Source organism: Sphingomonas gilva (assembly GCF_003515075.1).
GTDB classification, from domain to species: Bacteria; Pseudomonadota; Alphaproteobacteria; order Sphingomonadales; family Sphingomonadaceae; genus Sphingomonas; species Sphingomonas gilva.
Map to the genome: position 1 here is coordinate 100423 of NZ_QWLV01000008.1, position 23245 is coordinate 123667.

The 23245-nt window shown below is 63.9% G+C and carries 23 protein-coding genes; 5 read left to right on the forward strand and 18 right to left on the reverse strand.

Annotated elements, in window-relative coordinates:
* A complete protein-coding gene (locus tag D1610_RS14755; RefSeq protein ID WP_222927022.1) occupies positions 1-1230 on the forward strand; it encodes a tetratricopeptide repeat protein in 1230 nt (409 codons plus the stop codon).
* Between the two features lie 59 nt (positions 1231-1289).
* Positions 1290-2660, forward strand: a complete 1371-nt coding sequence (locus tag D1610_RS14760; RefSeq protein WP_118864964.1) for an O-antigen ligase family protein — start codon at positions 1290-1292, stop codon at positions 2658-2660.
* Positions 2661-2848: 188 nt separating this feature from the next.
* On the opposite strand, the gene D1610_RS14765 is transcribed toward D1610_RS14760, so the two are convergent.
* From D1610_RS14765 to D1610_RS14775, 3 genes are all read right to left on the reverse strand, one after another.
* Complete coding sequence (locus tag D1610_RS14765) at positions 2849-3304, reverse strand: hypothetical protein (protein ID WP_147414351.1); 456 nt, start codon at positions 3302-3304, stop codon at positions 2849-2851.
* Positions 3305-3471: 167 nt separating this feature from the next.
* On the reverse strand, positions 3472-4749 hold the full coding sequence (locus D1610_RS14770) for a sugar transferase (protein ID WP_118864966.1): 1278 nt from the start codon (positions 4747-4749) through the stop codon (positions 3472-3474).
* A gap of 80 nt (positions 4750-4829) precedes the next feature.
* Positions 4830-5969, reverse strand: coding sequence for a glycosyltransferase family 4 protein (locus tag D1610_RS14775; RefSeq protein WP_118865019.1), 1140 nt, complete (start codon positions 5967-5969; stop codon positions 4830-4832).
* A gap of 40 nt (positions 5970-6009) precedes the next feature.
* Between D1610_RS14775 and D1610_RS14780 the strand changes: the two genes are divergently transcribed.
* Complete coding sequence (locus tag D1610_RS14780) at positions 6010-7086, forward strand: EpsG family protein (RefSeq protein WP_118864967.1); 1077 nt, start codon at positions 6010-6012, stop codon at positions 7084-7086.
* On the opposite strand, the gene D1610_RS14785 is transcribed toward D1610_RS14780, so the two are convergent.
* The 3 genes from D1610_RS14785 to D1610_RS14795 are packed head-to-tail and all read right to left on the reverse strand — an operon-like array spanning position 7053 to position 9736.
* Positions 7053-7853 (reverse strand): hypothetical protein, encoded by an 801-nt coding sequence (locus D1610_RS14785; RefSeq protein ID WP_118864968.1) that lies wholly within the window; start codon positions 7851-7853, stop codon positions 7053-7055. The two genes, D1610_RS14780 and D1610_RS14785, sit on opposite strands and share 34 nt — an antisense overlap.
* On the reverse strand, positions 7840-8514 hold the full coding sequence (locus D1610_RS14790; protein WP_222927023.1) for an HAD family hydrolase: 675 nt from the start codon (positions 8512-8514) through the stop codon (positions 7840-7842). The genes D1610_RS14785 and D1610_RS14790 overlap by 14 nt, the downstream gene beginning before the upstream one ends.
* Positions 8501-9736 carry a glycosyltransferase gene (locus tag D1610_RS14795; protein WP_182466852.1) on the reverse strand — a complete coding sequence of 412 codons (1236 nt, stop codon included), beginning with the start codon at positions 9734-9736 and terminating at the stop codon, positions 8501-8503. Before D1610_RS14795 ends, D1610_RS14790 begins: the two co-directional genes overlap by 14 nt.
* Before the next feature lie 110 nt (positions 9737-9846).
* Between D1610_RS14795 and D1610_RS14800 the strand changes: the two genes are divergently transcribed.
* Both D1610_RS14800 and D1610_RS14805 read left to right on the forward strand, forming a co-directional pair.
* Positions 9847-10524, forward strand: a complete 678-nt coding sequence (locus D1610_RS14800) for a sulfotransferase family protein (protein ID WP_281268985.1) — start codon at positions 9847-9849, stop codon at positions 10522-10524.
* A complete protein-coding gene (locus tag D1610_RS14805) occupies positions 10524-10904 on the forward strand; it encodes a hypothetical protein (protein WP_118864972.1) in 381 nt (126 codons plus the stop codon). The genes D1610_RS14800 and D1610_RS14805 overlap by 1 nt, the downstream gene beginning before the upstream one ends.
* On the opposite strand, the gene rfbD is transcribed toward D1610_RS14805, so the two are convergent.
* The 12 genes from rfbD to cysN form a co-directional block, all read right to left on the reverse strand.
* The gene (rfbD, locus tag D1610_RS14810) at positions 10828-11709 is read right to left on the reverse strand and encodes a dTDP-4-dehydrorhamnose reductase (protein ID WP_118864973.1); all 882 of its coding nucleotides are present in this window, start codon (positions 11707-11709) and stop codon (positions 10828-10830) included. The genes D1610_RS14805 and rfbD overlap by 77 nt on opposite strands.
* A complete protein-coding gene (rfbB, locus tag D1610_RS14815) occupies positions 11709-12773 on the reverse strand; it encodes a dTDP-glucose 4,6-dehydratase (RefSeq protein WP_222927025.1) in 1065 nt (354 codons plus the stop codon). Before rfbB ends, rfbD begins: the two co-directional genes overlap by 1 nt.
* Positions 12770-13339 carry a dTDP-4-dehydrorhamnose 3,5-epimerase gene (gene rfbC / locus D1610_RS14820; RefSeq protein ID WP_118864974.1) on the reverse strand — a complete coding sequence of 190 codons (570 nt, stop codon included), beginning with the start codon at positions 13337-13339 and terminating at the stop codon, positions 12770-12772. The genes rfbB and rfbC overlap by 4 nt, the downstream gene beginning before the upstream one ends.
* The gene (rfbA, locus tag D1610_RS14825; protein WP_118864975.1) at positions 13336-14211 is read right to left on the reverse strand and encodes a glucose-1-phosphate thymidylyltransferase RfbA; all 876 of its coding nucleotides are present in this window, start codon (positions 14209-14211) and stop codon (positions 13336-13338) included. Before rfbA ends, rfbC begins: the two co-directional genes overlap by 4 nt.
* Positions 14211-15365 carry a glycosyltransferase gene (locus D1610_RS14830; protein WP_118864976.1) on the reverse strand — a complete coding sequence of 385 codons (1155 nt, stop codon included), beginning with the start codon at positions 15363-15365 and terminating at the stop codon, positions 14211-14213. Before D1610_RS14830 ends, rfbA begins: the two co-directional genes overlap by 1 nt.
* Positions 15362-16393 carry a glycosyltransferase family 61 protein gene (locus D1610_RS17445; RefSeq protein WP_118864977.1) on the reverse strand — a complete coding sequence of 344 codons (1032 nt, stop codon included), beginning with the start codon at positions 16391-16393 and terminating at the stop codon, positions 15362-15364. The genes D1610_RS14830 and D1610_RS17445 overlap by 4 nt, the downstream gene beginning before the upstream one ends.
* 10 nt (positions 16394-16403) lie before the next feature.
* A complete protein-coding gene (locus D1610_RS17450; RefSeq protein WP_118864978.1) occupies positions 16404-17369 on the reverse strand; it encodes a glycosyltransferase in 966 nt (321 codons plus the stop codon).
* An 11-nt stretch (positions 17370-17380) separates the two neighbouring features.
* Positions 17381-18106: a methyltransferase domain-containing protein gene (locus D1610_RS14845; RefSeq protein WP_222927026.1), complete on the reverse strand. Its 726-nt coding sequence runs from the start codon at positions 18104-18106 to the stop codon at positions 17381-17383.
* Between the two features lie 38 nt (positions 18107-18144).
* Positions 18145-18936, reverse strand: a complete 792-nt coding sequence (locus D1610_RS14850; protein WP_118864980.1) for a class I SAM-dependent methyltransferase — start codon at positions 18934-18936, stop codon at positions 18145-18147.
* Positions 18937-18962: 26 nt separating this feature from the next.
* The gene (locus tag D1610_RS14855; protein WP_118864981.1) at positions 18963-20441 is read right to left on the reverse strand and encodes a flippase; all 1479 of its coding nucleotides are present in this window, start codon (positions 20439-20441) and stop codon (positions 18963-18965) included.
* 63 nt (positions 20442-20504) lie between these two features.
* Positions 20505-21305: a 3'(2'),5'-bisphosphate nucleotidase CysQ gene (cysQ, locus tag D1610_RS14860; protein WP_245942290.1), complete on the reverse strand. Its 801-nt coding sequence runs from the start codon at positions 21303-21305 to the stop codon at positions 20505-20507.
* A complete protein-coding gene (gene cysN, locus D1610_RS14865) occupies positions 21302-23221 on the reverse strand; it encodes a sulfate adenylyltransferase subunit CysN (RefSeq protein ID WP_118864983.1) in 1920 nt (639 codons plus the stop codon). Before cysN ends, cysQ begins: the two co-directional genes overlap by 4 nt.
* Between the last annotated feature and the right edge of the window lie 24 nt (positions 23222-23245).

The following is a 23245-nucleotide window of genomic DNA, read 5'->3' on the forward strand; positions in this document are numbered from 1 at the left end:
GTGGCAGCACCGTCCGTGCGGCTCTCGCTCGGGTCACGGCTCCTTGCGGCCCTGGTGATCCTGTTCGCAGTCGGCTGGCTGATCTTCCGCAATGTCGTGATCCAGACGGCTCCGGCGTCGGGATCGCACTGGCTCGCCCGGGTGTCGCCCAACGCGCTCGCCCTGGTGCCCGACGGCGCGTCGATAACGCCCGAGCAACAGGACGCCTTCCGCGCCCGCCTGGCCGCCGCCGCACGCCATGCGCCGCTCGAGGGATCGCCGCTCAGGCTCTCCGCCCAGCGCGATCTCTCGACGAACAACAGAGCCGACGCATTCCGAAAGCTGCTGATCGCGAAAGCCATCGATCCGCGAGACGAGATCGTGCGGCTGAACCTGATGGGAGAGCTCCTCCGGCGCAAGCAGCCGGAAAAGGCGATCGTTGAAGCCGAGGCGGCGATGCGGCTCTCACCGCAGCTCACGCCGCAGCTGGCGCCGCTCCTTCCGGCGATCGCGTCGACGCCCGCGGGCGAAGCTGCGCTTCGCCGGTCGATCGCCAATAATCCCAGCTGGCGTTCATACATCGTCAGGGAGGGCCGCTTCGCCAACGACGCGCCGGGCCTGGTCTTCGCGCTGGTCAACCAGGCATCGCTGCGCGATCCCGTCAAGCAAAGGCTGGCCGAGCAGTCGCGGTTCCTATGGCGGCTCATCAACCAGGGGGACTACGACACCGCGCTGCTCGCCTTCGTCAATCTGCTGCCGGCGAGCGAGGTGAGCCGAACCCAACCAGTTTACGACAGCGAATTCGACGGCAAGCCCGGCCCACCGCCGTTCAACTGGTCACTGAGCCCCGGCCGCGTCGACCGGGCGGTGATCAAGCCGGACAACAATGGCGGCGGCGTGCTGCAGGTTGAATTCTACGACGATCGCAATGCGCAGTTGGCTCTTCAGGTCATGCTTCTACCGCCCGGACGGTATCGGTTGCAGACCATTGCCAGCAGCGGCACGGGCATCGGCGACGGCGGGCTGGCCTGGCAGTTGGTCTGCCACCGTCCGTCGCAGCGAGGCCGGCCGACGTCGCTCGCCAGGCTTTCGCTGGGCGGGCTTTCGAACACGCCGCAAAACCACTCCGCGCAGTTCGAGGTGCCGCAGCAGGATTGCGCCGCGCAGGTGCTGACGCTCGATACGGCACGCTCCACCACGCCCGCCGCTCGACGGGCAACGATCAACTCAGTCACCGTGGAACAGCTGTGATAGCCAGATCTCGACGACGCCATTCCGGCCGGCGCGGACAGCCGCAAGGGCTTCGCCGGATGGGCCTCACCGCGGATCTGCTGCGATCGGGCTGGCTATGGACGACCATGATATATCTGGTCGCCTGCCTTGTCCTTGGCGGTTCGAGCGCGGGCGGCGCGATCGCCAATGCGCTGCTCCAGTTCGGCGGGCTGCTGATCATCGTGTCCGCGCTGGTTCTGCCGCGCCGGTCCGCGCTGCCCGGTGAAGCGCGTATCGGTCTGCTGCTCGGTCTGGCGGCTGTCGCGATAGCGCTGGTGCAGCTGGTGCCGCTTCCGTGGAGCATCTGGACAGGATTCGCCGGCCGCGGGATGATCGCCGACAGCCTGACCGCCTTGGGCGCCGGTCAGCCGGCCATGCCGATCTCGCTCTCGGTCGATCGCACGATAGCCTCGCTCCTGGGCTTCATTCCTCCCTTGGCCATGCTGTCGCTCGGCCTTCGCCTGGATCAGCCCGAACGGCGGCTTGCCCTGCTCGTCCTGATCGCGTGCGTCGCCCTGTCGAGCATTGTCGGCCTGTTGCAGATCACCGGCGCCGCCCAGGCTCTCTATTTCTACGAAACGACCAATTACGGCCGTTCCGTCGGTTTCTTCGCCAACGCCAATCATCAGGCGACATTGCTCGTCATGACGCTTCCGCTGATTGCCGCCAGCATCCCCCCATCCGACGGCAGCAAGCCATGGTGGAGACCATCCAACGCCGTGACGCTCTGGTTGTACGCGGCAACGGCGCTGATGGCGCTGTGCGCTGTCGCGACCCAGTCGCTGGCCGCTTTGGGCCTGGTCGTGGTCGCCGGCGTGGGCTCGGCGATCATTCTCCTGACCGGGCGCGAGCGCGTCGGCGGATCGCGTTCGTCCCTGATCGCCGGATCGCTGGTCCTGTGCGTGGCAATGCTCGGCGCCGGCCTCTATGCCATGCAGCAGTTGGCAGTGAATGCCGAGATCGGCGCAATGCCGGGAACGCGGCTGGATTTCTATCGCAACACGCTCAACGCCATAGGCCATTTCGGCCTGCTCGGATCCGGCCTGGGAACGTTCGTCGACGTCTATCCCGCCTTCCAGCCGGCGACGGAATTCTCCCGGACATATGTCAATCACGCCCATAACGACATCCTGGAGCTCGTTCTCGAAACCGGATTGGCGGGCGCGATCCTTCTGCTTGCCGCCGCCTGGTGGTTCGGCCGCCGCTCCCTCGACGCGTTGCGGACGACCGGCGGTGAGGGCCAGCTGGCGCGCGGCGCCGCCTTGGCCATTGTCGTGGTGCTGCTTCACAGCATGGTCGATTATCCGTTGCGGACCTCGGCCATCGCCGGCATCAGCGGCCTGCTCATCGCGCTTCTCTGCCGTCCAATCGTAAGCGCCTACCGGTCGGCCGACAGCGGCGAAGCATAGTCGCGAATCCGCAGGCTGGCCAACCACCGCGCTGGCCTATCGCTCCGCAGAACAGGAACGCGATGGATGCCGATCCCTCGCTCAAGGGCAAGCCGTTGAGGCGGAGTTGCCTGTTATGAACATAGTCCAGAATAAAAAAGGGGAGCTCGAGGCTCCCCTTTTCAATTCAGCACCTCAGAGGAGGTTGATCACGCACTCACGGGCGCGTCATCAGTCTCGCCATCGACAGCCGCCCAGATGCCCAGGCCGACGGCAACAGCCGCGAGAAACGCGACGACATAGCTGCCGGCCCCGGCGCCACTGCCGTCACCGTCATCGCCCGCGCCAACCTGGCTGAGGTCAGCGCTCGGCGCCAGTGCGGCGCAGCTCGTGCCGGTCAGCGTAACCATCGAGGAGGAACCGAAGGTCCGCGCACACTCGGACGACGAAAGACCAACGGAGGAACCCGCGCGGGTCATCACCTTGTCGCCAACACGAAGGCCGTCGCCAACACGAAGCGGGGCGATCACACCATTCCGTGAAACAAACGCTCCGCCGGAAACGCTTGAGACCGTCATGGCCGAGGACGCCGTCGTGGCCGTAGCGGCAATCGGCATCGCGACCATCGCAACACCCGCCACCACCGTCGACAATCGTGCAAACATAACCCTACTCCTCACTCTGAACCTCGCAGATATCAGACATCGCCCCCACTGCCAACGCCCAAGCCGATTTTTTTGTGCATTGCATCCAAACCCGTGAACGATTGGTTTCGATCGTGGTTCCAGAGCAAACACAAAATGACGGACCTCACTCGCGATTCCTGATTCAGTCATCGCGCGCCAAATCCGCTAAGGATGATTTTAACCGTCCGCAGGGCGATAAGCAAGTCGAGCCAGGCGGAGAAGTTTTTGATATAGTAGAAATCATATTGCAGCTTCACGTCCACGTCCGCCAGCTCTGCGACATGCCCCTGGTTGACCTGTGCCCAGCCGGTGATCCCCGGACGCACGATGTGGCGGTAGACGTAGAACGGCAGTTCCGCTTCGTACCAGCGCGACAGCGGCACAGCCTCGGGCCGCGGGCCTATCCAGCTCATCTCCCCGCGCAGGACATTGAACAGCTGGGGCAGTTCGTCGATCCGGGATTTGCGGAGAAACCGCCCGAGCTTGGTGATCCGGGCGTCGTTGTCGCGCGTGATGGCGGCATCGCGGGACGCCACCTCCCCACCGTTCACCATCGTCCGGAACTTCACCACGCGAAACAGGACGCCGCCATAGCCCGTCCGTTCCTGCCGGAAAAAGATCGGTCCGGGCGAATCGAGGCGTATGGCCAGCGCCACCAGCGCCATCGGCAGCGCCAGGATCGGCAGCAGCACGAGGCAGAGCGCGACATCCGCCAGCCGCTTCAGCTTGTGATAGGCGAGATTGGGCACCAGCGACCCAAAGCTGTTCTCCGATAGATGCTCGATCTGCACGCGCCCGGTCAGCGATTCGCTGATCTGCTTGAAATGATAGACCGGGCGGCCGGACAGCGCGGCGACCGCGAGCATGCGCTCCCACGCAGGATCGAGATCATGGTGAAGGTCGGCCACGATCGCCGAGTGGCGGTCCAGCGGCACCACAGGCTCCGCCATAGGTACGCAATCCACGCCGCTGATGGCCTTGACGTGTTCGACGCGCCCGCCGGGCACCATGTAAAGATGCACCCGCTGCCGACGGAGAAGCAGCACGCCGATCCAGAAAAAGGTGAGAACCGACAGGATGAAGCACGCCGCGATCAGACCGCGGCTGTAGGGCAGGCGCAGCACGAAGAAGGCGAACGCCACTCCACCGAATGAAAGCAGGAAGGCGGGGATCACATATGTCAGCGATTGCGCGCCGGGGAATGAGCCCATCCGGCGCGCAAGATAAATGCCGATCGTGATGCCGATCATCGCGCCGACGATGCTCAGCTTGGCGGGAGCGTCGCGCGCAAAGGATCCCGGATCGAATCCGAACCGCACGAGCGCCGGCAACAAGGCCGCGACGATCCAGCCCACGGCGAGCTGGAACCGCGCCGAACCGAGCACGGACCTCCGGCTGACGGCGCCGGGAATGTCTCGGGCCATATTGTTCACCGTGATATTTACCCCAATTCAACCTCGGTTAGCCGTCATGCCCGCTAGACCGACGCGCCAGAGACTTCAATTCAGCTTTTCAATGCAGAAGCCTTGGCTACGGCGCGCATATAGGCTTCCACGACGAACCGTTCGTCGAACAGACGCTCCACGCGCTCACGCGAGGCGCTTGCCATTCGGGATCGGCCGCCTGCGCCGGCGGACAACATTTCCATGAGCGCGTCGCGCAGCGCGATGGCATCCCGCGCGCGACAAAGAAATCCGTTCACGCCGTCATCGACCACCTCCCGACAGCCCGGAACATCCGTTGCAACCAGGGGCCGCCCCATCGCCGCGCCCTCGAGCAGCGTTCTTGGCAGCCCTTCCCGGTAGGAAGGGAGAACGACGATATCGGCCTCGGCGATAGCCTCTCGCACGTCGGCGACCGGTCCGCGATATTCGACCACGCCTTCCGCCATCCAGGCCCTGAGCATTTCAAGCGGGATTGATGCGGCGTTTTCCGGATCATGATCGCCAACCACCACGAACCGGGCCTGCACGCCGGATTGGCGAAGCATGCGCGCCGCATCCGCGAACTCCACGACGCCCTTGTCGCGCAGCAAGCGCGCGACGAGCAGAAAGACGGGCGCGGCGCCGTCTTGCGCGGGCAACGGGGCAACGCGGAAGCGATCAAGGTCGATGCCCGATCCGGGCAGAAGCGCCGCCTTGGTCGGGCTGACCAGACGCCGCGCGACGAACATCTCGAGATCGTCGGGATTCTGGAAAAATATCGTATGGCTGCGGGCGAGCGCCAATTTGTACAGGGTTCCCGCCACGGCCGCCGCCATGCGCCCGCGCAGGAACATCGTTCCCAAACCAGCGATATTGTTGATCACTGGAATGCCCAGCGACTGCGCCGCCAAACCACCGTAGACGTTGGGTTTGATCGTATAACCGAGCACCGCCACCGGGCGAAGCGCCTTCAGGACACGGCGAAATTTGACCAACAGCCGGATGTCGTGGATTGGCGACAGGCTCCCGCGCTCCATTGGTACGGGCACCAGTTCGCATCCGATTTCCCGAAGCGCGGCAGCGGGATGGTCCGGCGGCGCCATCGCCACCACGCGATATCCTGCGGCAACCAGCGCGCGAACCACGCCGGCGCGAAAGTTGGCCACATTCCACGCCGAGTTGATGCAAATCGCGACGACCGGCTGGGGAACAAGAGACATGCGATTGACGCCTTTCACGGCCTGACCATAGACGGGTTCGATGATTCCCTACTGGACGATTTTCGCATTTGCAGCATTGCTTTCGCTGCGCGACATTTCCCTACCCGTGGCGCTGCGCGGCCGCGCAGCGCATCTCAGCGTGATCGTCATCGCCGTCGCCCTGTTGGTCGGGCTGCGCTATGATGTCGGCGGCGACTGGGGCTCCTATCAGGGCTATCTGTTCCAGATGCGCTATCTCGACTTTTTCGAGATGCTCGAGAAGAAGGATCCCGGCTACCAGCTGCTCAATTATATCGCGAATGCGTTGGGGGCGGGCATATGGTTGGTCAATCTCGCCAGCGCGGCCATTTTTTGTTGGGGCTTGTGGCGCTTTGCTCGTACATTGCCCTCTCCATCCCTCGCCGTCCTCGTTGCGATACCCTATCTCGTTATCGTCGTCGCAATGGGCTATACCCGCCAGGCTGTCGCGATCGGCTTCATCATGGCGGCGTTCGCGGCGCTCCGTTCAAATCGCTTCCTGACAGTCGCGGCGCTGCTCCTGCTTGCTGTGCTGTTCCACCGCACCGCCGTCATCATCGTGCCGATAATCGCCCTGTCGCGCGCCAACAATCGCGGCTTGAGCATCGCCGCCTTCGGATTGCTCGCGGTGGTGCTCTATTATGTCTTTCTCGATGATGCGGTGGATTCGCTCGTCACGAACTATGTGGAGCGCAGCTACGATTCCACAGGCGCGATGATCCGCATCACGATGAACGCGATACCTGCTGCGCTGTTCATCCTCTTCGGTCGACGCTTCCCCCTCGCCCATGAAGACGAATACAAGCTGTGGCGCAACATGGCGTTCGCGGCGCTCGCCTGCGTACCGGCACTGTTTCTGGTCGGCTCGACCACGGTGATCGATCGGCTCGCGCTTTATGTGATCCCGATCCAGTTGTTCGTCCTGTCGTGGTTGCCGCTGGTCTTCGGCCGCAATCTCCAGGATAATCGGCCGATGGTTGCCGCAGTGCTGCTATACTCCGCCGCGATCCAGTTCGTGTGGCTGAACTTCGCCGGACATAGCGATGAATGGGTACCGTACCGCTTCTACCCTCTAGCGGTGGGCAGTCCGTCAGCCTGACCGGTACGCGCGGCGTTCGCCAAGCCGTTTAAGAGATGGATGGCGACGAGATAGGCCATCAACGCCACGGGTACAAAGCTCTCGGTCGCGACCGCAATCACCGACGCGATGGGCAGCAGCGTGGCGCTGACCCGCACATAGTACCAGCGAGCCTTGCGCTCGGGCATGTCGAGCCGTCCTTTCGACGCGAGATAGGTGACGAAGCGGTGATAGGTGAAGGCGATCAGCGCCAGCGCCAGCAGAAGCGGCAGGGTCGACGCCGGGAGAAGAAACAATACAGGTCCAACGAAGCGCATCAGCGACATCTGGATGAACGACACCGCCTTGTAGGCCGAGTTGGCGACCACGTTGTGATAGACGGTCACCACGCCCAACGCCGTATAGAAGGTCCACCAGAGCCAGTCGTCCGTCCACCCCATAAGCCAGCCGATCCCCGCCCATGCCGTCGCCCGGATGATGAGGAAGACGACAAAGTCGATGGCCCCGAAAGACACCTTCAGCCTCCGGCGCGGCGTCTCGTCATGGCGCGTGCCGGCGGTGTCGTTGGCGAGATAGCCGACCTCGTAGAAGGCGACGAAACTGACATAGCCGATCGCGTAGAGCCCGATCGCCGCAAAGGGTTCGTAGCCTCCCAGCATAACGAGCAGAAACCAGCCTGGAATCCAGGCCGACAGCGCGTTGAAGACGAAATCCCGAAAGCCCCCGAGGCGCGTCTGCCAGAGATAGCCGAACGGGACGAAGTGGATGAGCTTCCTAACGATCGACATGGATGAACTCCGCTTCGATTCCCGCATGGGCGGGATGGCGCTTGCCGCGATGGCGCACGATCACCGGCCGATCAGCCAAAGCGAGCAGTTGTGCGTCGGAGGCGTTGTCGCTGATAACCGTCAAGCGCCCTGCACAGCCTTGGCGAACATGTTCCACCAACTCGTGCTTGATACCCGTGAGATCTTGCGCCAAGCGCCCCGTCGCCCTGCCGTCGACGATCTCCAGCCGCGAACTGACATAATCCGTGTTCAACCTCGCAGCGATAGCGCGGACCACCGGATCGATACTGTTCGACACCAGCACGACGCGGTCACCTTGCTGCTGCGCTGCCCGTAGGCACGCATGCGTCTCGGCGATCTGAACGAGCGAGAGTCTCTCTGCGACATATTCCCTCGCCCACATGTCCAGCCGGCTCTCCGGCAGGCCTCGCAGAGTATGAAGCAATACGGCACGACCTAAATCGCGCCGGAGCACCAGGCCCACCACCCGAAGGCCGTAACGCAGTGGAGAAAGACGGCTGAGCGTGGCCGCCGTCGATAGGGCCGCGAAGCGCCGCTCGCTCCGTTCCGCCACATAGGTGACGAAACCGGCGGTGGTGTTTGCGTCATACAGCGTTCCACACACGTCGAAGATCGCGACCGCGCGTTCAGAAGGCATCATGCGCCGTCCCTGGGTCATCATAGATCTGTTGATATGTGCGAGCTGCGACCGGCAGGTCGAGAATGGGTCGCGCACGTGCTCGGAGTGCCATGGGATCGCGCGCGATCAGGCGCTCAAATGCATTGGCGGCCGCATCCAGGCTGTCATCGCTCAAATCGGGAAGGCTATGGCCGCCGGCCACTTCCGCCAATATCTCCTGCGTGTCGCCAACGATCGCATTGGCGTAGGTGGGGACGCCGCAGGCCAGATACTCGCCCATTTTGGTCGGCGATACCGCCAGGCTCGATATGGCGGGAACGTAGAAGCATAGGCCCGCATCCGCCGCTGCGATCAACGGCGGCACGCCGGTACGCTCCGCTTGGGTCGCGCGAATCGCCTCGACCGGCGGCTCCACGCCGCAGCGGCGCGCTTCCTTCACGATATCGTCGATTCCGTACCGTCCCACGAACAGCAATATAGCATCGCCATGTCTTTGCCTTATCCGTTCGAACAGGCGCAGCTTGTCGCCCAACATGTAGATCGAGCCGAGCGAACCGAGATAGAGCAATACAGGTGCGCCGGCAGGGATATTCAGGCGTTCGCGTACCTCTCGGCGCTGATCGGCGGGGCTTGGCCTGAACAGCTCGAAATCGTTGCAGCACGGAATGATCGAAACCGGCGCGCCGTCATAGCCCTGCCACGTGGTCAGCTCCCGGCGTGCCGCCTTGGTAAGCGAAACGATGTGATCCGACGCCTCCAGCAGGCGCGCCTCGTTTCGCTTCCAACGCTGGAAAAGCGGGCCATATATCAGGTGGCCGGCAGGCCAGCGCCCGCCGTCGCGCCGCGAATCAGGCCAGAAACCGCGCATGTCGAACAGCAGCGGAACGCCGGTGCGGCGCTTGAGCTCCAGTCCAACCATCGCGGCCGGATAGCTACGGCAATGGACCATGTCGAAACGCCCGCTGCGCATGGCATCGCGGGCCGCCGCGTGCATGGTGCGATGGTCGAGCGCCTTCGCCAGCAGCGGCGGCCTCGTTCGGAAACGCTGCGGCATCCAGGTCATGCCGTGGCGCGCCATGGTCGCGGCAACCGCGTCCCCAAGCTTGGCTCTTCGATCGTCGCTCTCGAAGCTGATCACGGTGATGCGCATGCCCGCGCGCGCGGATTCGACCAGATAGGGCAGCACCTGAGCTTGGCCGATAAAGTCCGTCAGCCCATTATAGCTTATATAGAGGATGTTCATGGACCACCGGGAACCGTAAGGGAGCGCCATCGCCATAGGGGCGGTGCCGCCGAAACGGAACCAGCGAAATGCCGAGCGAAGCCATCCGATCCTCGAAACTATGGGTGCGGATGCGAGCATTGGAAGAGCATGTGCCGCCGGGAATACGCGGCGCCCTGTTGCGAACGCTCGCCCCCGCGCGCAATCCCTATGAGCCGGTGAACGATCGGTTGCGGATGATCTTCATCCATGTGCCGAAGACGGCAGGATCGAGCATGACCGCGGCGCTCGGCGGCGGCCGGCAACGCAATATTCCGCTGGTCCGCTATGCGGCCTATGACCGCAAGCGTTGCGCGGACTATTTCAAATTCTGCTTCGTCCGAAATCCCTGGGACAGGCTGTTGTCCGCCTATAGCTACCTGCGCAGCCGCATCGGTTTGGGCGGTTCGGATGCGAGTTGGGTCGAAGCCAATATGGCCGATCTTCGCACCTTCGAACAGTTCGTCACCGCGATCGGCCGGGACGACGCCCAGGCGCGGCAGTTGATGTCCTACATGCACTTCATGCCGCAGCATCGCTGGCTGACGCTGGAGCCACATGGCGAACCCTATATAGATTTCGTGGGCCGTTTCGAACGACTCGATCAGGACCTTGCCGCTGTGGCGGACCGCCTCGGTCTCTCCATTCAGCTCGAGCACCGCCGCAAATCGGCGCATCGTCCATATCGTGAAGAATATGACGAACGGATGCGCGGCATCGTCGCGCGCCTTTATTCTCGCGATATCGAACTCTTCGGCTACGATTTTTGATGATCTGGTGGATCGACGCCAAAACCTGGCTGTCCGAAGCCATTGGCCTGGATAAGAACTTCCTCCATGTCTATGCCGGCGTAATCGGTTTGCTGGCGCTTGCCGCCCTGCTCAGGCGGCCGGTTGGTGACGGACGAGCCCTGGCGTTGGTGACGTTGCTGGAAGGCGTCAACGAGGCGATCGATCTTTACGGCAACTGGCTTGACGATCAGCGCCTCTACTGGGACCACAGCTTGGTCGATGCCCTCCACACCCTCGCGCTACCGCTTCTGATCGTCGTCTGCGCGCGCTGGAGCCGGCTGTTCATCTCACCAGGCGCCGTACAATCGGACGCAGCGCCTCCCGCCAGTCCGGCGGACGATAGCCCGTCAGGCGAATGAATGCACCGCTGTCGAGCCGGCTGTTGGCCGGGCGCGCCGCGCGCGTCGGGTAGTCGGCGGTCGCGATCGGCTCGATCGTGGCGGACGGACCGCCCCGCTCGGCGCTGAGCCTCATGATCTCGCGCGCGAAGTCCGCCCAGCTGGCCTCGCCCGAGCCGGCGAGGTTCAGCGTCCGACCGATCGCGATATCGTCGCCGGCGCGCCAGCGATCGATCAGCGCCAGCAGCCCGTCCGCGATTGTGAAGGCCGAGGTCGGCGACCCGGCCTGGTCGGCCACCACGCGCAGCACATCGCGATCGCCCGCAAGGCGCAGCATGGTGCGGACGAAATTGTGGCCGAACGGGCTGTGAACCCAGGCGGTGCGCAGGACGACGTGGTCCGGCGCGGCGGCGCGCACCGCCTCCTCCCCCGCCAGCTTGCTCGCTCCATAGACGCCGATCGGCGCGGTCGGCGCGTCTTCGCGGTAGAAGCCGGCGGCGCGGCCGTCGAACACATAGTCGGTGGACAGGTGGACGATGCGCGCACCGGCCTCGGCCGCCGCCGCGGCGAGCACGCCAGGCGCATGGCCGTTGCAGCGGAACGCCGCTTCCCGATCATCCTCCGCCGCATCGACCGCGGTATAGGCGGCCGCGCCGATCACCACGTCGGGCGTCGCCGCCCGCACGGCTCTGCGAACCGATTCGTCGCTCTGCAGATCGAACGCCGGCCGCGCGGCGAAGGTCAGGCGCAGGTCCGCTCGATCGGCGGCGCGTTCGGCGAGCGCCCGCGCCACCTGCCCTTCGCGCCCGGTCACCAGGACGTGCATCAGCCGGCGCCCAGCCGGTCGCCCGCATAATTGCCCTCGCGGATCGGCCGCCACCAGGCTTCATTGGCGAGATACCAGTCGATCGTCGCGGCAAGCCCGCTCTCGAAGCTGTGCGCCGGCCGCCAGCCGAGCTCTTGCTCCGCCTTGGCCGGATCGATCGCATAGCGGCGATCATGCCCCGGACGATCCGCCACGAAGGTGATCAGCGACCGGCGGGGCGCGCCGATCGCCAGCGGCATGCGCGCGTCGAGCGCATCGCAGATCGCCTCGACCACCTGCAGGTTGGTGCGCTCCTCACGGCCGCCGATATTGTAGCTTTCGCCGACCCGCCCACGCGTCGCGACCAGTTCCAGCGCCGCGGCGTGATCCTCGACGAACAGCCAGTCGCGCACGTTGACGCCGCGGCCATAGACCGGCAGCGGCCGCCCCTCCAGCGCGTTCAGGATGACGAGCGGGATCAGCTTTTCCGGAAAATGGAACGGCCCGTAATTGTTCGAGCAGTTGGAGAGCACCACCGGCAGGCCATAGGTTTCCTGCCATGCCCGCACGAAATGGTCCGACGCCGCCTTCGATGCGGAATAGGGAGATGACGGGCGGTAGGGCGTCTCCTCGGTGAACACGCCCGAATCGAACGGCAGGTCGCCGAACACCTCGTCGGTGGAGATGTGGTGGAAGCGGAAGCCGGATCGCGCCTCGCCCTCCGGCAATGCGCGCCAGTGATCGAGCGCCGCGCCCAGCAGCGTCACCGTGCCGACGACATTGGTGTCGACGAACGCCGCGGGGCCGTCGATCGAACGGTCGACATGGCTTTCGGCGGCGAGGTGCATGATCGTGTCGATCGCTTCCTCCGCCAGGATCGAGCGCATCGCGTCGCCGTCGCGGATGTCGGCGCGAACGAAGCGATAGGCGGGGTCGCCCGCAATCCCGTCCAGCGAGGCGAGATTGCCCGCATAGGTGAGCGCATCGACATTGACGACGCGGTAGCCGCCCCGCGCCACCAGGTGCCGGCACACCGCCGAGCCGATGAATCCGGCCCCGCCGGTGACCATCACGCGTTTCGTCATACTGCCGCCCCATAGCTGAAGGGGGATTCGATCGCGGCCAATCGCGGCGCGGCGCGATCCTTGTCGGACAATGTCCGCTCCGACGCGGCGACCGGCCAGTCGATCGCGAGCGCGGGATCGTCATGCGCAATGCCGCGGTCGTGCTCGGGCGAATAGGGCGCGGTGACCTTGTAGATCACCTCGCAATCGGGCTCGAGCGTGACGAAGCCGTGGGCGAACCCCTTGGGCACCAGTATCTGGTTCCACGCCTCGGCCGAAACGACCAGCCCGACCCATTGGCCGAAGCTTGGCGAGCCTTCGCGGATGTCCACCGCGACATCGTAGATCGAACCGCGCACCACGCGCACCAGCTTGTCCTGCGCGAAGGGCGGCACCTGGAAATGCAGCCCGCGCAGCACGCCGCGCGCCGCGGACATGCTGTGATTGTCCTGCACGAAATCGAGATCGACGCCCGATCCCGCCAGGACCACGCGGTTCCATGTCTCGGAGAAGAATCCGCGCGCATCGCCGTGCCGCGCGGGCACGATCTCCTTGACGCCGGGGATGGCGAGATCGCGGACGATCACCGCCCGCGCTCCGCCACGCGGCGCAGATAATCGGCATAGCCGGTCTTGCCGAGCGCGTCCGCGCGCGCGCGGAGCGCGGCCTGGTCGAGATAGCCGCACTCGAAGCCGATCTCCTCCAGGCACGCGATCTTGAGCGACTGGCGATGCTCGATCGTGCGGACGAAGGACGACGCCTCGTGCAGGCTGTCATGCGTGCCGGTGTCCAGCCAGGCATAGCCGCGCCCCAGCCGCTCGACGCTCAGGTCGCCGCGCTCGAGATAGGCGCGGTTGACGTCGGTGATCTCGAGCTCGCCCCGCGCCGAGGGCCGCACCGCGCGGGCGATCTCCACCACGTCGCCGTCATAGAAATAGAGCCCGGTCACCGCCCAGTCGGACCGCGGCCGCTCGGGCTTTTCCTCGATCGTCTCGGCCCTGCCCGAAGCGGGGTCGAAGCTCACCACGCCGTAGCGCTGCGGGTCATCGACCTGATAGGCGAAGACCGTCGCGCCCGATGCGCGCGCGGCGGCCGCCCGGCACTTCTCCGCCAGCCCGGGGCCGTGAAAGATATTGTCGCCCAGGATCAGCGCCGCCGGGCTGCCGGCCAGGAAGTCCGCGCCGATCAGGAAGGCCTCGGCCAACCCGTTGGGCGCCGCCTGCTCGGCATAGCTGAGCGTGATGCCGAAGGCCGAACCGTCGCCCAGCAGGGCCCGGAACTGCGGCAGATCGCGCGGCGTGGAGATGATCAGCACCTCGCGGATGCCGGCGAGCATCAGCACCGACAGCGGGTAATAGATCATCGGCTTGTCGAAGATCGGCAGCATCTGCTTCGACACCGCCAACGTCGCCGGATACAGCCGCGTGCCGCTGCCGCCGGCAAGGATTATGCCTTTCATCAGATGTCTTCCCCGCTGATTGCCGGTGCCCGTGACCGACCGTGCACCGGCGCGTTGCCGGCGGGCATCAGCAGGCGCAGATAGGCATCCGCCGCCGCTGTGGTGGTAAACTGGGCCGATCGCGCGCGCTGCCGATCGGGATCATGCGGCGCGTCGAGTTGCGCGAGCATCGCGTCGGCCAACGCGTCTGGATCGCCGCACGGCGCCAACCGTCCGAACTTTCCGTGGCCCAGGATGTCGGCCGGGCCGCTGGGGCAATCGGTGCTGACCACACGCAGACCGAATGACAGTGCTTCGACCAGCACGTTGCCAAAACCTTCATAGTCCGAGCTCAGCACGAACATGTCCGCCTCCCGATATGCCGAATGCGGCCGAGCGAAGAAGCCGGGCAGCGCCACCTGCTTCTCGATCCCCAAGCTGCGTACATGTTCCTCCAATGCCGGCCGCTGATCCCCCTCTCCGAGGATCATCAACTGCATCGGCCGCCGACGGCGGGCGATGGCGAAGGCATCGATCAGCAACCTGTGGTTCTTTTGGGATTTCAGACGCCCTACCGAAAGGATCCGGGCGCCCTCTCCCCGTGGCCAGGAAACGGCTTCGCCCCCGTCGTCGTCCCCGAACACCAGGGGATTATGGACGACGGCGAAGCGATCCGCCCTCATTCCCGAAAGATCGGCCAAATCGTCCGCCACCCCCTGCGAGACCGCGATCCGGCCGTCCGCCAAGGGATAGGTCGCGGCCAGGCTGCCCCGCAACATCGCGCGATGTATGGGCCCCCTTCCAGCATAAGCGCTGGACAGGGTATTGTGATCGCTCACGACCATGCGCGAGGGACGTCCGGCCAAGCAATTGGCCAGAATCGCGATCGAGGTGAGCGGCCACATCGCGGCGAGCAGCGCCGTGGGACGTTCCCGCCGCAGATAGGCAGCAAGCGGCCTGATCGCCCCGGTCAGCCGGCGCGCGTCCAGATCGATCGTGCGCGCACCAGGCGAAATCTTGTCGAGCAGCTCGCCGCGCCGTTGCATGAGCACGAAATCGACCGCGCAGCCTCTCGCCAGGAACTCGGCCGCCAATTCGGTGCGAACCCGCTCGACTCCACCGCCTCGCATGTCCGGCAGCAGAATGGCGATACGACAGGCGGGGGCTTCATTCATAGCGCCAGCCGGTCCAGCGCTTGCCGCGTCGCATCGATATCGACCACCAGATCGGCGACCCGCGCCGTCGCTTGGGGATCGACGGGATCGCAGATGATCGCGGCATAACGGTGCCCGACAAGAGGCGCCATGCGCGCATAGCTGGGATTGAGCAGGTTGCTCCGGCGCACGGGGGCGAAATCATGCGGAAAGCGCCGCTTGGCGAATTCCAGCACGGCGCCTCCAGACGGCATCCACAGCATGTTGGTCAAACCCGCCCCATGGATCGATACGAGCGCTTCCGCTGAACCGAACAGACGGACCTGTTCGGCAAAGGGCAGCGTTTCGGCCGACACGGTTTCGAATCCGCGCCGCGACAGCAAGGCGACCAGCGCATCCTCATTGGCGACCTTGCGGGCAAAGGCGTCGCGGCGGGTGACATAGATGCGTCTTCTGGCGGGTGTGGAAACGCCGAACCGCGTCCGCAGATGATCCCGTATCGCGGCAAGATCGGCCGGATCGAACTCGCCCTTGCGCGGCGGAACAGTGACGAAGCGCAAGCGATCGACAATGAAGGTCCCGCCCGCGGGCAAGGGTTCGATCACCGGGAAATTCATTGCCGCCACGGTTTCGCGCTGCACGTCGGAAATCTTCGGGAAATGCGGCAGCAACAGCACGCAATCCGGGTCAGCCGCCCGTGCGCGGATCATCCGCGGTACTGCTTCGGTAATCCAGTGGAAGAAGCCGCGCGACCAGTCCGAATGGGCGATGGTATAGGTCCGCCCTCCAGGCAATCGCCTCGCTGATCGCAAGATGGTTCCGGCGATAGCGCGCAACCGCGCCTCCCGCTGCCGGTGCGCATATGCATGGATCGAGCCCGGAACGAGCATGCCGCGCCGCGCCAGCAAGCCCGACCTCAGGATGCGGACCGGACCGATCTCCCGGGTTTCGAGAGGATGGCATACATAGTCCAGCGGCTCGAATTCATCGAGCACCTCGGCGCCGTTCCACGCAATCAGCGCTTGGCGGATCGATTGGGTATCGGTCATTGTCCGGCGATCAACGCAGCATGTCGCCAAGCGCGCTGCGCATGCCGTGGAAATTGCGATAGCCGCCGGATCGATAGAGATCGAACACCATCGGCAAACGCCGCAGCCGGCCGACCTTCGCCAGCTGCCCGCGACGCTGCAGGCTCGCGGCCTCACACTCGAGCTTCGCGATCGCTCGCTCCCCTGCCTTGGCAAATCCGTGATCCGCGAGCCATTGACACTGCTCGGACAAGCGCTGAGCAACCTCTAGACTCTGCCGTGCACGGCGCTCCCATCGCTCGGCGCCGCTTTGGGTCTGCAGCGCCTTCACCCGGTCGAAGGTACCAATCGGTTTGACTGAACTGGCCAGCCAGTTCGATTCGTTGTTTCCATGTCGCCGGTAAAGCTGCAATGGTTCGTCGACGAACACGCGGGCGCCCAACGGCGTCAGCAATCTGGCGATCCACAGATCGTGGGCCATCGAACTCGAAAGGGGAAGCACTAGCCGAAGGACGTCGCGCCGATGCGCCGTACAGCATCCGGTCGCCATTTTGCTGACGTCATAGCCGAGGCCGCGAATATTGGCGGATTTGCGAGGTCCGCGGACCGAGAGATCGCCGTTGCAGATGATCTGGTCGCATAGAACGCTGAGCGTGCGCGGATTTTCTTCAAACGGCCGCAGCATCCGGCTGATCTTGGTAGGCAGCCAGACGTCGTCCTGATCGGACAGGAACAGGATATCGCCCGTACAGCGGGAAAGCGCCGCGGCGAAATTGTCACGAACTCCCAGCCGTCGGTCGTTGACCTCGATCGATACCTGTATTCCCGATCTTACCGCGAATGCGCTGATGATCGCCAATGTATCGTCGGTCGAACGATCGTCATTGATGACGATCTCGTCCGGTCGCCGATCCTGCACGGCAAAGCTTTCCAGCTGCTCGGCGATAAACGCGCCGCCATTGAAAGTTGCCATGGCGATCGAGACGCGAGCGCCCATCCTTTCGTCCCTCAGCCGCGATAAATACCGAGGACACCGAAGGGCGAGATTCTTCTTCCCACCTTCTGGCGGATGGCCCGCAGTGGCGGAACCTTGGTCCGCGCCACATAGTCTTCGACCGCAGGGCCGTACTTATGGCCTATCGCCTCGAAGCTTCCAAAACCTTCCTTGAATGGCTGAACCACCTGCTGACGACGCCGGGCCGCCGCCTCATCGGTTTGAAGCGGTTTGCGCGCAATCAACATGCTGTCGCGCCACCGCCCGCCCTTCACGCGCAGCGCAACTTCGTCCGTCTCGAAGTAAACTTCGCTTATCTCGAGACCGGCAAGCGCCGCGATGGCGGCCCAACTATCCGGATAGTAGCGATAACAATCGACAGGAAACCGATGAACCTGGCCTCCACCTGGAGCGATGATGCAGGTATATCCTCCCGGCACCAGAACCCGCGCGATTTCGCAAGCCGTAACCCAGAAAAAGGGATTGTGCTCGAATGTCTGACCCGAGATGCAGACGTCGAAACTTGCGTCGGCAATCTCCTCCCATACATAAGGATTGCTCGGCACAATATCAACGTTTTTGCCGGCCTCAAGGTCCAATCCCGTATAAATTTCCCGGTCATCTTCAACAATTGACCGATATGTATCTTGTTCTCTGTAGGATTTCGATCCAACCTCGAGAACTCTAGTCTTACCTTCCAACGTCGGGAACTGGCCCCGATAACTACGGAAGAATGACATCATCTTATCAAAACTAGCCGAGTGCATTATTTTACCTTTCAGCTTCCCGGAGCCCGCAGGCCTCGCTTGAAATGTCCTGTTTCACCTTTGGGCGCACACTTTTCGATCACCGCAACCGCGCTGAAGAACTGGATTGACCCGATCTGCTCGCGAAACAATTCCGATGTCCCGTGACTGTGGAATCTGCCATTGATCTCGTCGACCAGAGTTTTCAGATACTCCACCGCCGTGCCCTTCCGGCGATAACCCCCTTCGTGCATTCCAGGCCAATAGGATGTCTGGAGGTCTTCGATGACATAGACGCCTCCGACGGGCATCAGCGGAAAAAGCGTCTCGAACGATTTGATGACGTGACGGCCGATATGGGAACCATCGTCCAGTACGATATCGACACCGCCCATCTCCTGCACGACGCTTCGTAGAAAATCGGGGTCGTCTTGCGAACCGATCCTCACCTGGTTGGGGCTTTCGACCCGCGTCGCGACACGAGGGTCAATGTCCACGCCGAAGATCGTCGCGTCGCTGCCAAGAACGGTTCGCCAGACTTCGAGCGAGCCGCCTTTGTTGACGCCGATTTCCAGCATCCTTACCGGCTTGCCGATCCAGGGCGCGATGATGCGGTCATAGATCGGCAGGTAGTGCGTCCATTTGTGCGCAATGCGCCCCTTATGATCGTAGAATGCCTGCTCGAAAGGTCCCGGAGATGGGCTGCGAATGGCGCTGACTTGTTCCTCCGAAAGCGTGAACGGTGCGATCGTACCCTTGTCCAACGACATTCCCAGCCGTCGACGAACGCCTCGTTCCAACCTGACCGCCAAATCACGCAACATGTTCAAGAGCTCCTATGGCATCGGCCTCACTGGACACGAGGCGGGCTTCCCTTAGTCGATGGAGTCCGCCGTGCCAGCGCCTTCGCGGCGATCGCTTTGAGATTGTCGGGAGCGTTGCGCCATCCGAACACCATGCCGACCAGCAAGAGAACTGCGAGAATCAGCCAGCGCAGCGGCATCTCATACGGCATCAGCACGCCCACGCCGGTCGCCAGAATAACAAGGATCGCGGTTGTTGCGAGGTGCCGCCAAAGCGGGATCAACTGGCCGTTATATTGCATCAGCACCAGCGGATCGATCGCGGCACGGGCGGACCACGCCAACGCCGCGCCTATTATGCCCAGCTCATTCATTAAAAAATAAAGCGTCGCGAAGTAGAAGGGCAGTTCCACGAGCAGCAACTTGGTCACGATGTCCGGTCGCCCACCGCCTTGCACCCGGGACATCGAAACACGCGCAAACGCGTTGGCCCACCACCCGGCGAGGATGATGTGAGCGATGGGTTCGGCGCGGGCGCCCAGTTCGTCACCAATCCAAATCCGCAGAAACGGCCCGATCATAACAATGCACGCGAGGGTGAACGGCGTCATCAACACCAGGGTGACTTCGATCGCATTGCGCTCGAGAGCATCGCGCCGGTCAGGCGGGATCGACGCAAAGCGCGGGAAGATCGCCGACGACAACGCATCGGGCAACAGCTTGGTACGCGATACGAGGTTGAACGGCACGGTATATAGCGAGACAGCAGCGGCGCCCAGCCACGACCCAATTAGCAAGCGATCGAATGAGGCAGCTAGTGGTGTCAAGATGGTCGTTACAGACATCCAGCCGCCGAACCGCAGTAACTGGCCAGCTCTAGCCCAACTTGGCCGATGAGGTGGACCAAGCGGCACCGCCTTGCGGGTTTGAAGGAACTGAACTGCCGCCGCCGCTATCCGGCAGACCAACGATGCGGCGATCAGCAAATCGAGCCTTGGTGCAATGAAATAGGCCACAGCCAGCGGCAATAGCGCCATCGCGATCGAACTGCTTGAGGACACGATATTCGCCTGCAGGAAGCGCTCGCGCCCCTTCATGGCGCCCATCGAGACGCTGTTCAGCATTCCCACGCCTACTGCGAGCGAAAGCCATGGAATTGCATCGGCAATTTCTGCTTTCACCTCCGGTGAGACTTTATCCAAGGTATCGAAATAGAAATGGGCACCGAGATATAGGGCTATGGTCCCAACAATTCCTGCGACGCAGTTCAGCCAAAGGGCCGTCCAGAAAATATCGCTGCGCTCACTGGCGCTGCCATCTCGAAGCATGGCAATGCGCTGCTGCAGGGATGGCCCCATGCCCAGTTCGAGAAACCCCAGATAGCCGAGCAGCAGCCAGCCGATCGAAAGCACGCCGTATCGCTCCAGGCCGACCACGTGCAAATACGCCGGCACCGTCACGATCGAAACAAACAGGGGCAGGACTTTGCCCACCAAATTGTAGGCCGTATTTTTAGCGATACTCACCCGGCAGGCCTATCGATGCTGTGGCACGGTCCCTACGCGGGGAGATCGGCAGCGTCCAGCCTGCTATAGCCCGTCAGTTGCTCGTCCCACCGCCACGAAGTGCGGATTGTCATACCCCCGCTCGCGCTTGCCATAGGTCAAGGGCAATCCATCGAGCGTGAGCACCTCCCCCCCGGCGGCGCGGAGAACCGCATGACCGGCCGCCGTGTCCCACTCCATCGTCCGGCCAAGCCGGGGATAAAGGTCCGCCTTCCCTTCCGCCACCAGGCAGAATTTGAGCGACGAACCGGCCGATACCAGATCGGAGATGGTGAAACGGGCGAGATAGGCGTCGGTCTCGGGCGTGCGGTGCGAGCGCGAGGCGACCGCGACCAGCCCCGCGGCCGGCGGTTGGCGTGCCGCGATCGGTTGGCGGCGCAGATCGCCATCCCGTTCGGCATCGATCCGTGCGCGCCACGCCCCGGTGCCGATATCGCCCGCCCATAATCTGCCCAGCGCAGGAGCATAAACCACGCCACGCACCGGCACGCCTTCGTCGACAATGGCGATGTTGACCGTGAACTCGTCGCGCCCCGCGACGAACTCGCGCGTACCATCGAGCGGATCGACCAGAACGAAAGTCGATCCGGTTTGCGGAACCCGTCCGGCCGCCGCCTCCTCCTCGGCGATCACCGGCAGGGCCGGATCGAGCGCGCGCAGCCCGGCGAGGATGATCGCCTCGGCCGCCCGATCGGCTTCGGTGACGGGTGACGCATCGGCCTTGGTCGATATCGCGCAGGGGCCGCGGTAAAACGGCATGATCGCCTGGCCCGCGGCGACGGCAAGCCGCACCAGATCGTCCAGCGCGGGAAGCCGGCTCGTCAAATCACCGGGCTCCATGCGTCCAGGACGTTATCCACGATCGCCTCGGCGGCGTCTTCGGGCGACATCCGCGTGGTGTCGATTCGAATGTCCGGCGTCTCGGGCGCCTCATAGGGGCTGTCGATGCCGGTGAAGTTGGCCAGCTTCCCGGCGCGCGCCTTGGCGTAGAGCCCCTTCACGTCGCGCGCTTCCGCCACCTCCAGCGGCGTGTCGATGAAGATCTCGACGAACTCGCCTTCGGGCAGCATCCGCCGCACCATCTCGCGCTCGGCGCGGAACGGGCTGATGAAGGCGGTCAGCACAATCAGCCCGGCGTCGGTCATCAGCTTCGCCACCTCGCCCACGCGGCGGATATTCTCCACCCGGTCGGCATCGGTGAAGCCGAGATCGCGGTTGAGGCCGTGGCGGACATTGTCGCCGTCGAGCAGGAAGCTGTGCCGCCCCAGCGCGTGCAGCTTCTTTTCGACCAGGTTGGCGATGGTCGACTTGCCCGATCCTGAAAGCCCGGTGAACCACAGGAGCCGCGGCCGCTGGTTCTTCTGCCGCGCATGCGCCTCGCGATCGATGTCGATCGCCTGCCAATGGATGTTGTGCGCGCGCCTGAGCGCGAAATGGATCATCCCCGCGCCGACGGTCGCGTTGGTCAGCCGGTCGATCAGGATGAAGCCGCCCAGATCGGCGCTCTCGGCATAGGGCGCGAAGGGGATCGCGCGGTCGGTCGACAGGTTAACCACGCCGATCGCGTTCAGCCCCAGGCACTTGCTCGGCAGGTGCGCCTGGGTGTTGACGTCGATCTCGTATTTGGGCTCGGTGATCGAGGCGGGCACGGTCACGGCGCTGATCTTCATCAGATAGGGCCGGCCCGGGAACATGCTCTCCTCGGCCATCCAGACCAAGGTCGCCTCGAACTGATCGGCGACTTCGAGCGGCATGTCGGCGGCGCAGATCACGTCGCCGCGCGAGCAGTCGATCTCGTCGGCGAGGGTGATCGTGACCGATTGCCCGGCCACCGCCTCGTCCAGATCGCCGCCCATCGTGACGATCCGCTCGATGCTCGAGGTCTTGCCCGACGGCAGCACGCGCACCGCGTCGCCCGGCCGCACCCGCCCGCTCGCAATCAGCCCGGAAAAGCCGCGGAAATCGAGGTTGGGCCGATTGACCCACTGCACCGCCATGCGGAACGGCGCGGCCGCCAGTCGGTCCGCCTCGACCGGCACCTCCTCCAGATGCCCGATCAGCGAAGGCCCGGCATACCAGGGCGTGTTCGCCGAAGCGCCGGTGATATTGTCCCCCGCCACGCCGGAAATCGGAATGGCGGTGAAATCCTCGATGCCGATCGCTTGGGCGAAGCCGCGATAATCGGCGACGATCGCGTCGAACGCGCCTTGATCGTAATCGACCAGGTCCATCTTGTTCACCGCCAGCACGATCTGGCGGATGCCGAGCAGGTGGACCAGCGTCGAATGGCGCCGTGTCTGGGTCAGCACGCCCTTGCGCGCATCGATCAGGATCACGGCGAGGTCGGCGGTCGATGCGCCGGTCACCATGTTGCGGGTGTACTGCTCGTGGCCCGGCGTGTCGGCGACGATGAACTTGCGCTTCTCGGTCGCGAAGAAGCGATAGGCGACGTCGATGGTGATGCCCTGCTCGCGCTCGGCGGCAAGGCCGTCGACCAAGAGCGCGAAGTCGATCTCCCCGCCGCGCGTGCCGACAGCCTTCGAATCGGCGGTGAGGCTGGCGAGCTGGTCCTCGAAGATCATCTTCGAATCGTAGAGCAGCCGGCCGATCAGCGTGGACTTGCCGTCGTCGACCGATCCGCAGGTGATGAAGCGCAGCATCGACTTGGCTTCATGGCCGGCGAGATACGCTTCGATATCCTCGGCGATCAGCGCGTCGGTAGCATAGGCGGGATCGATCATGATGAAGCCCCACCACTAAACATC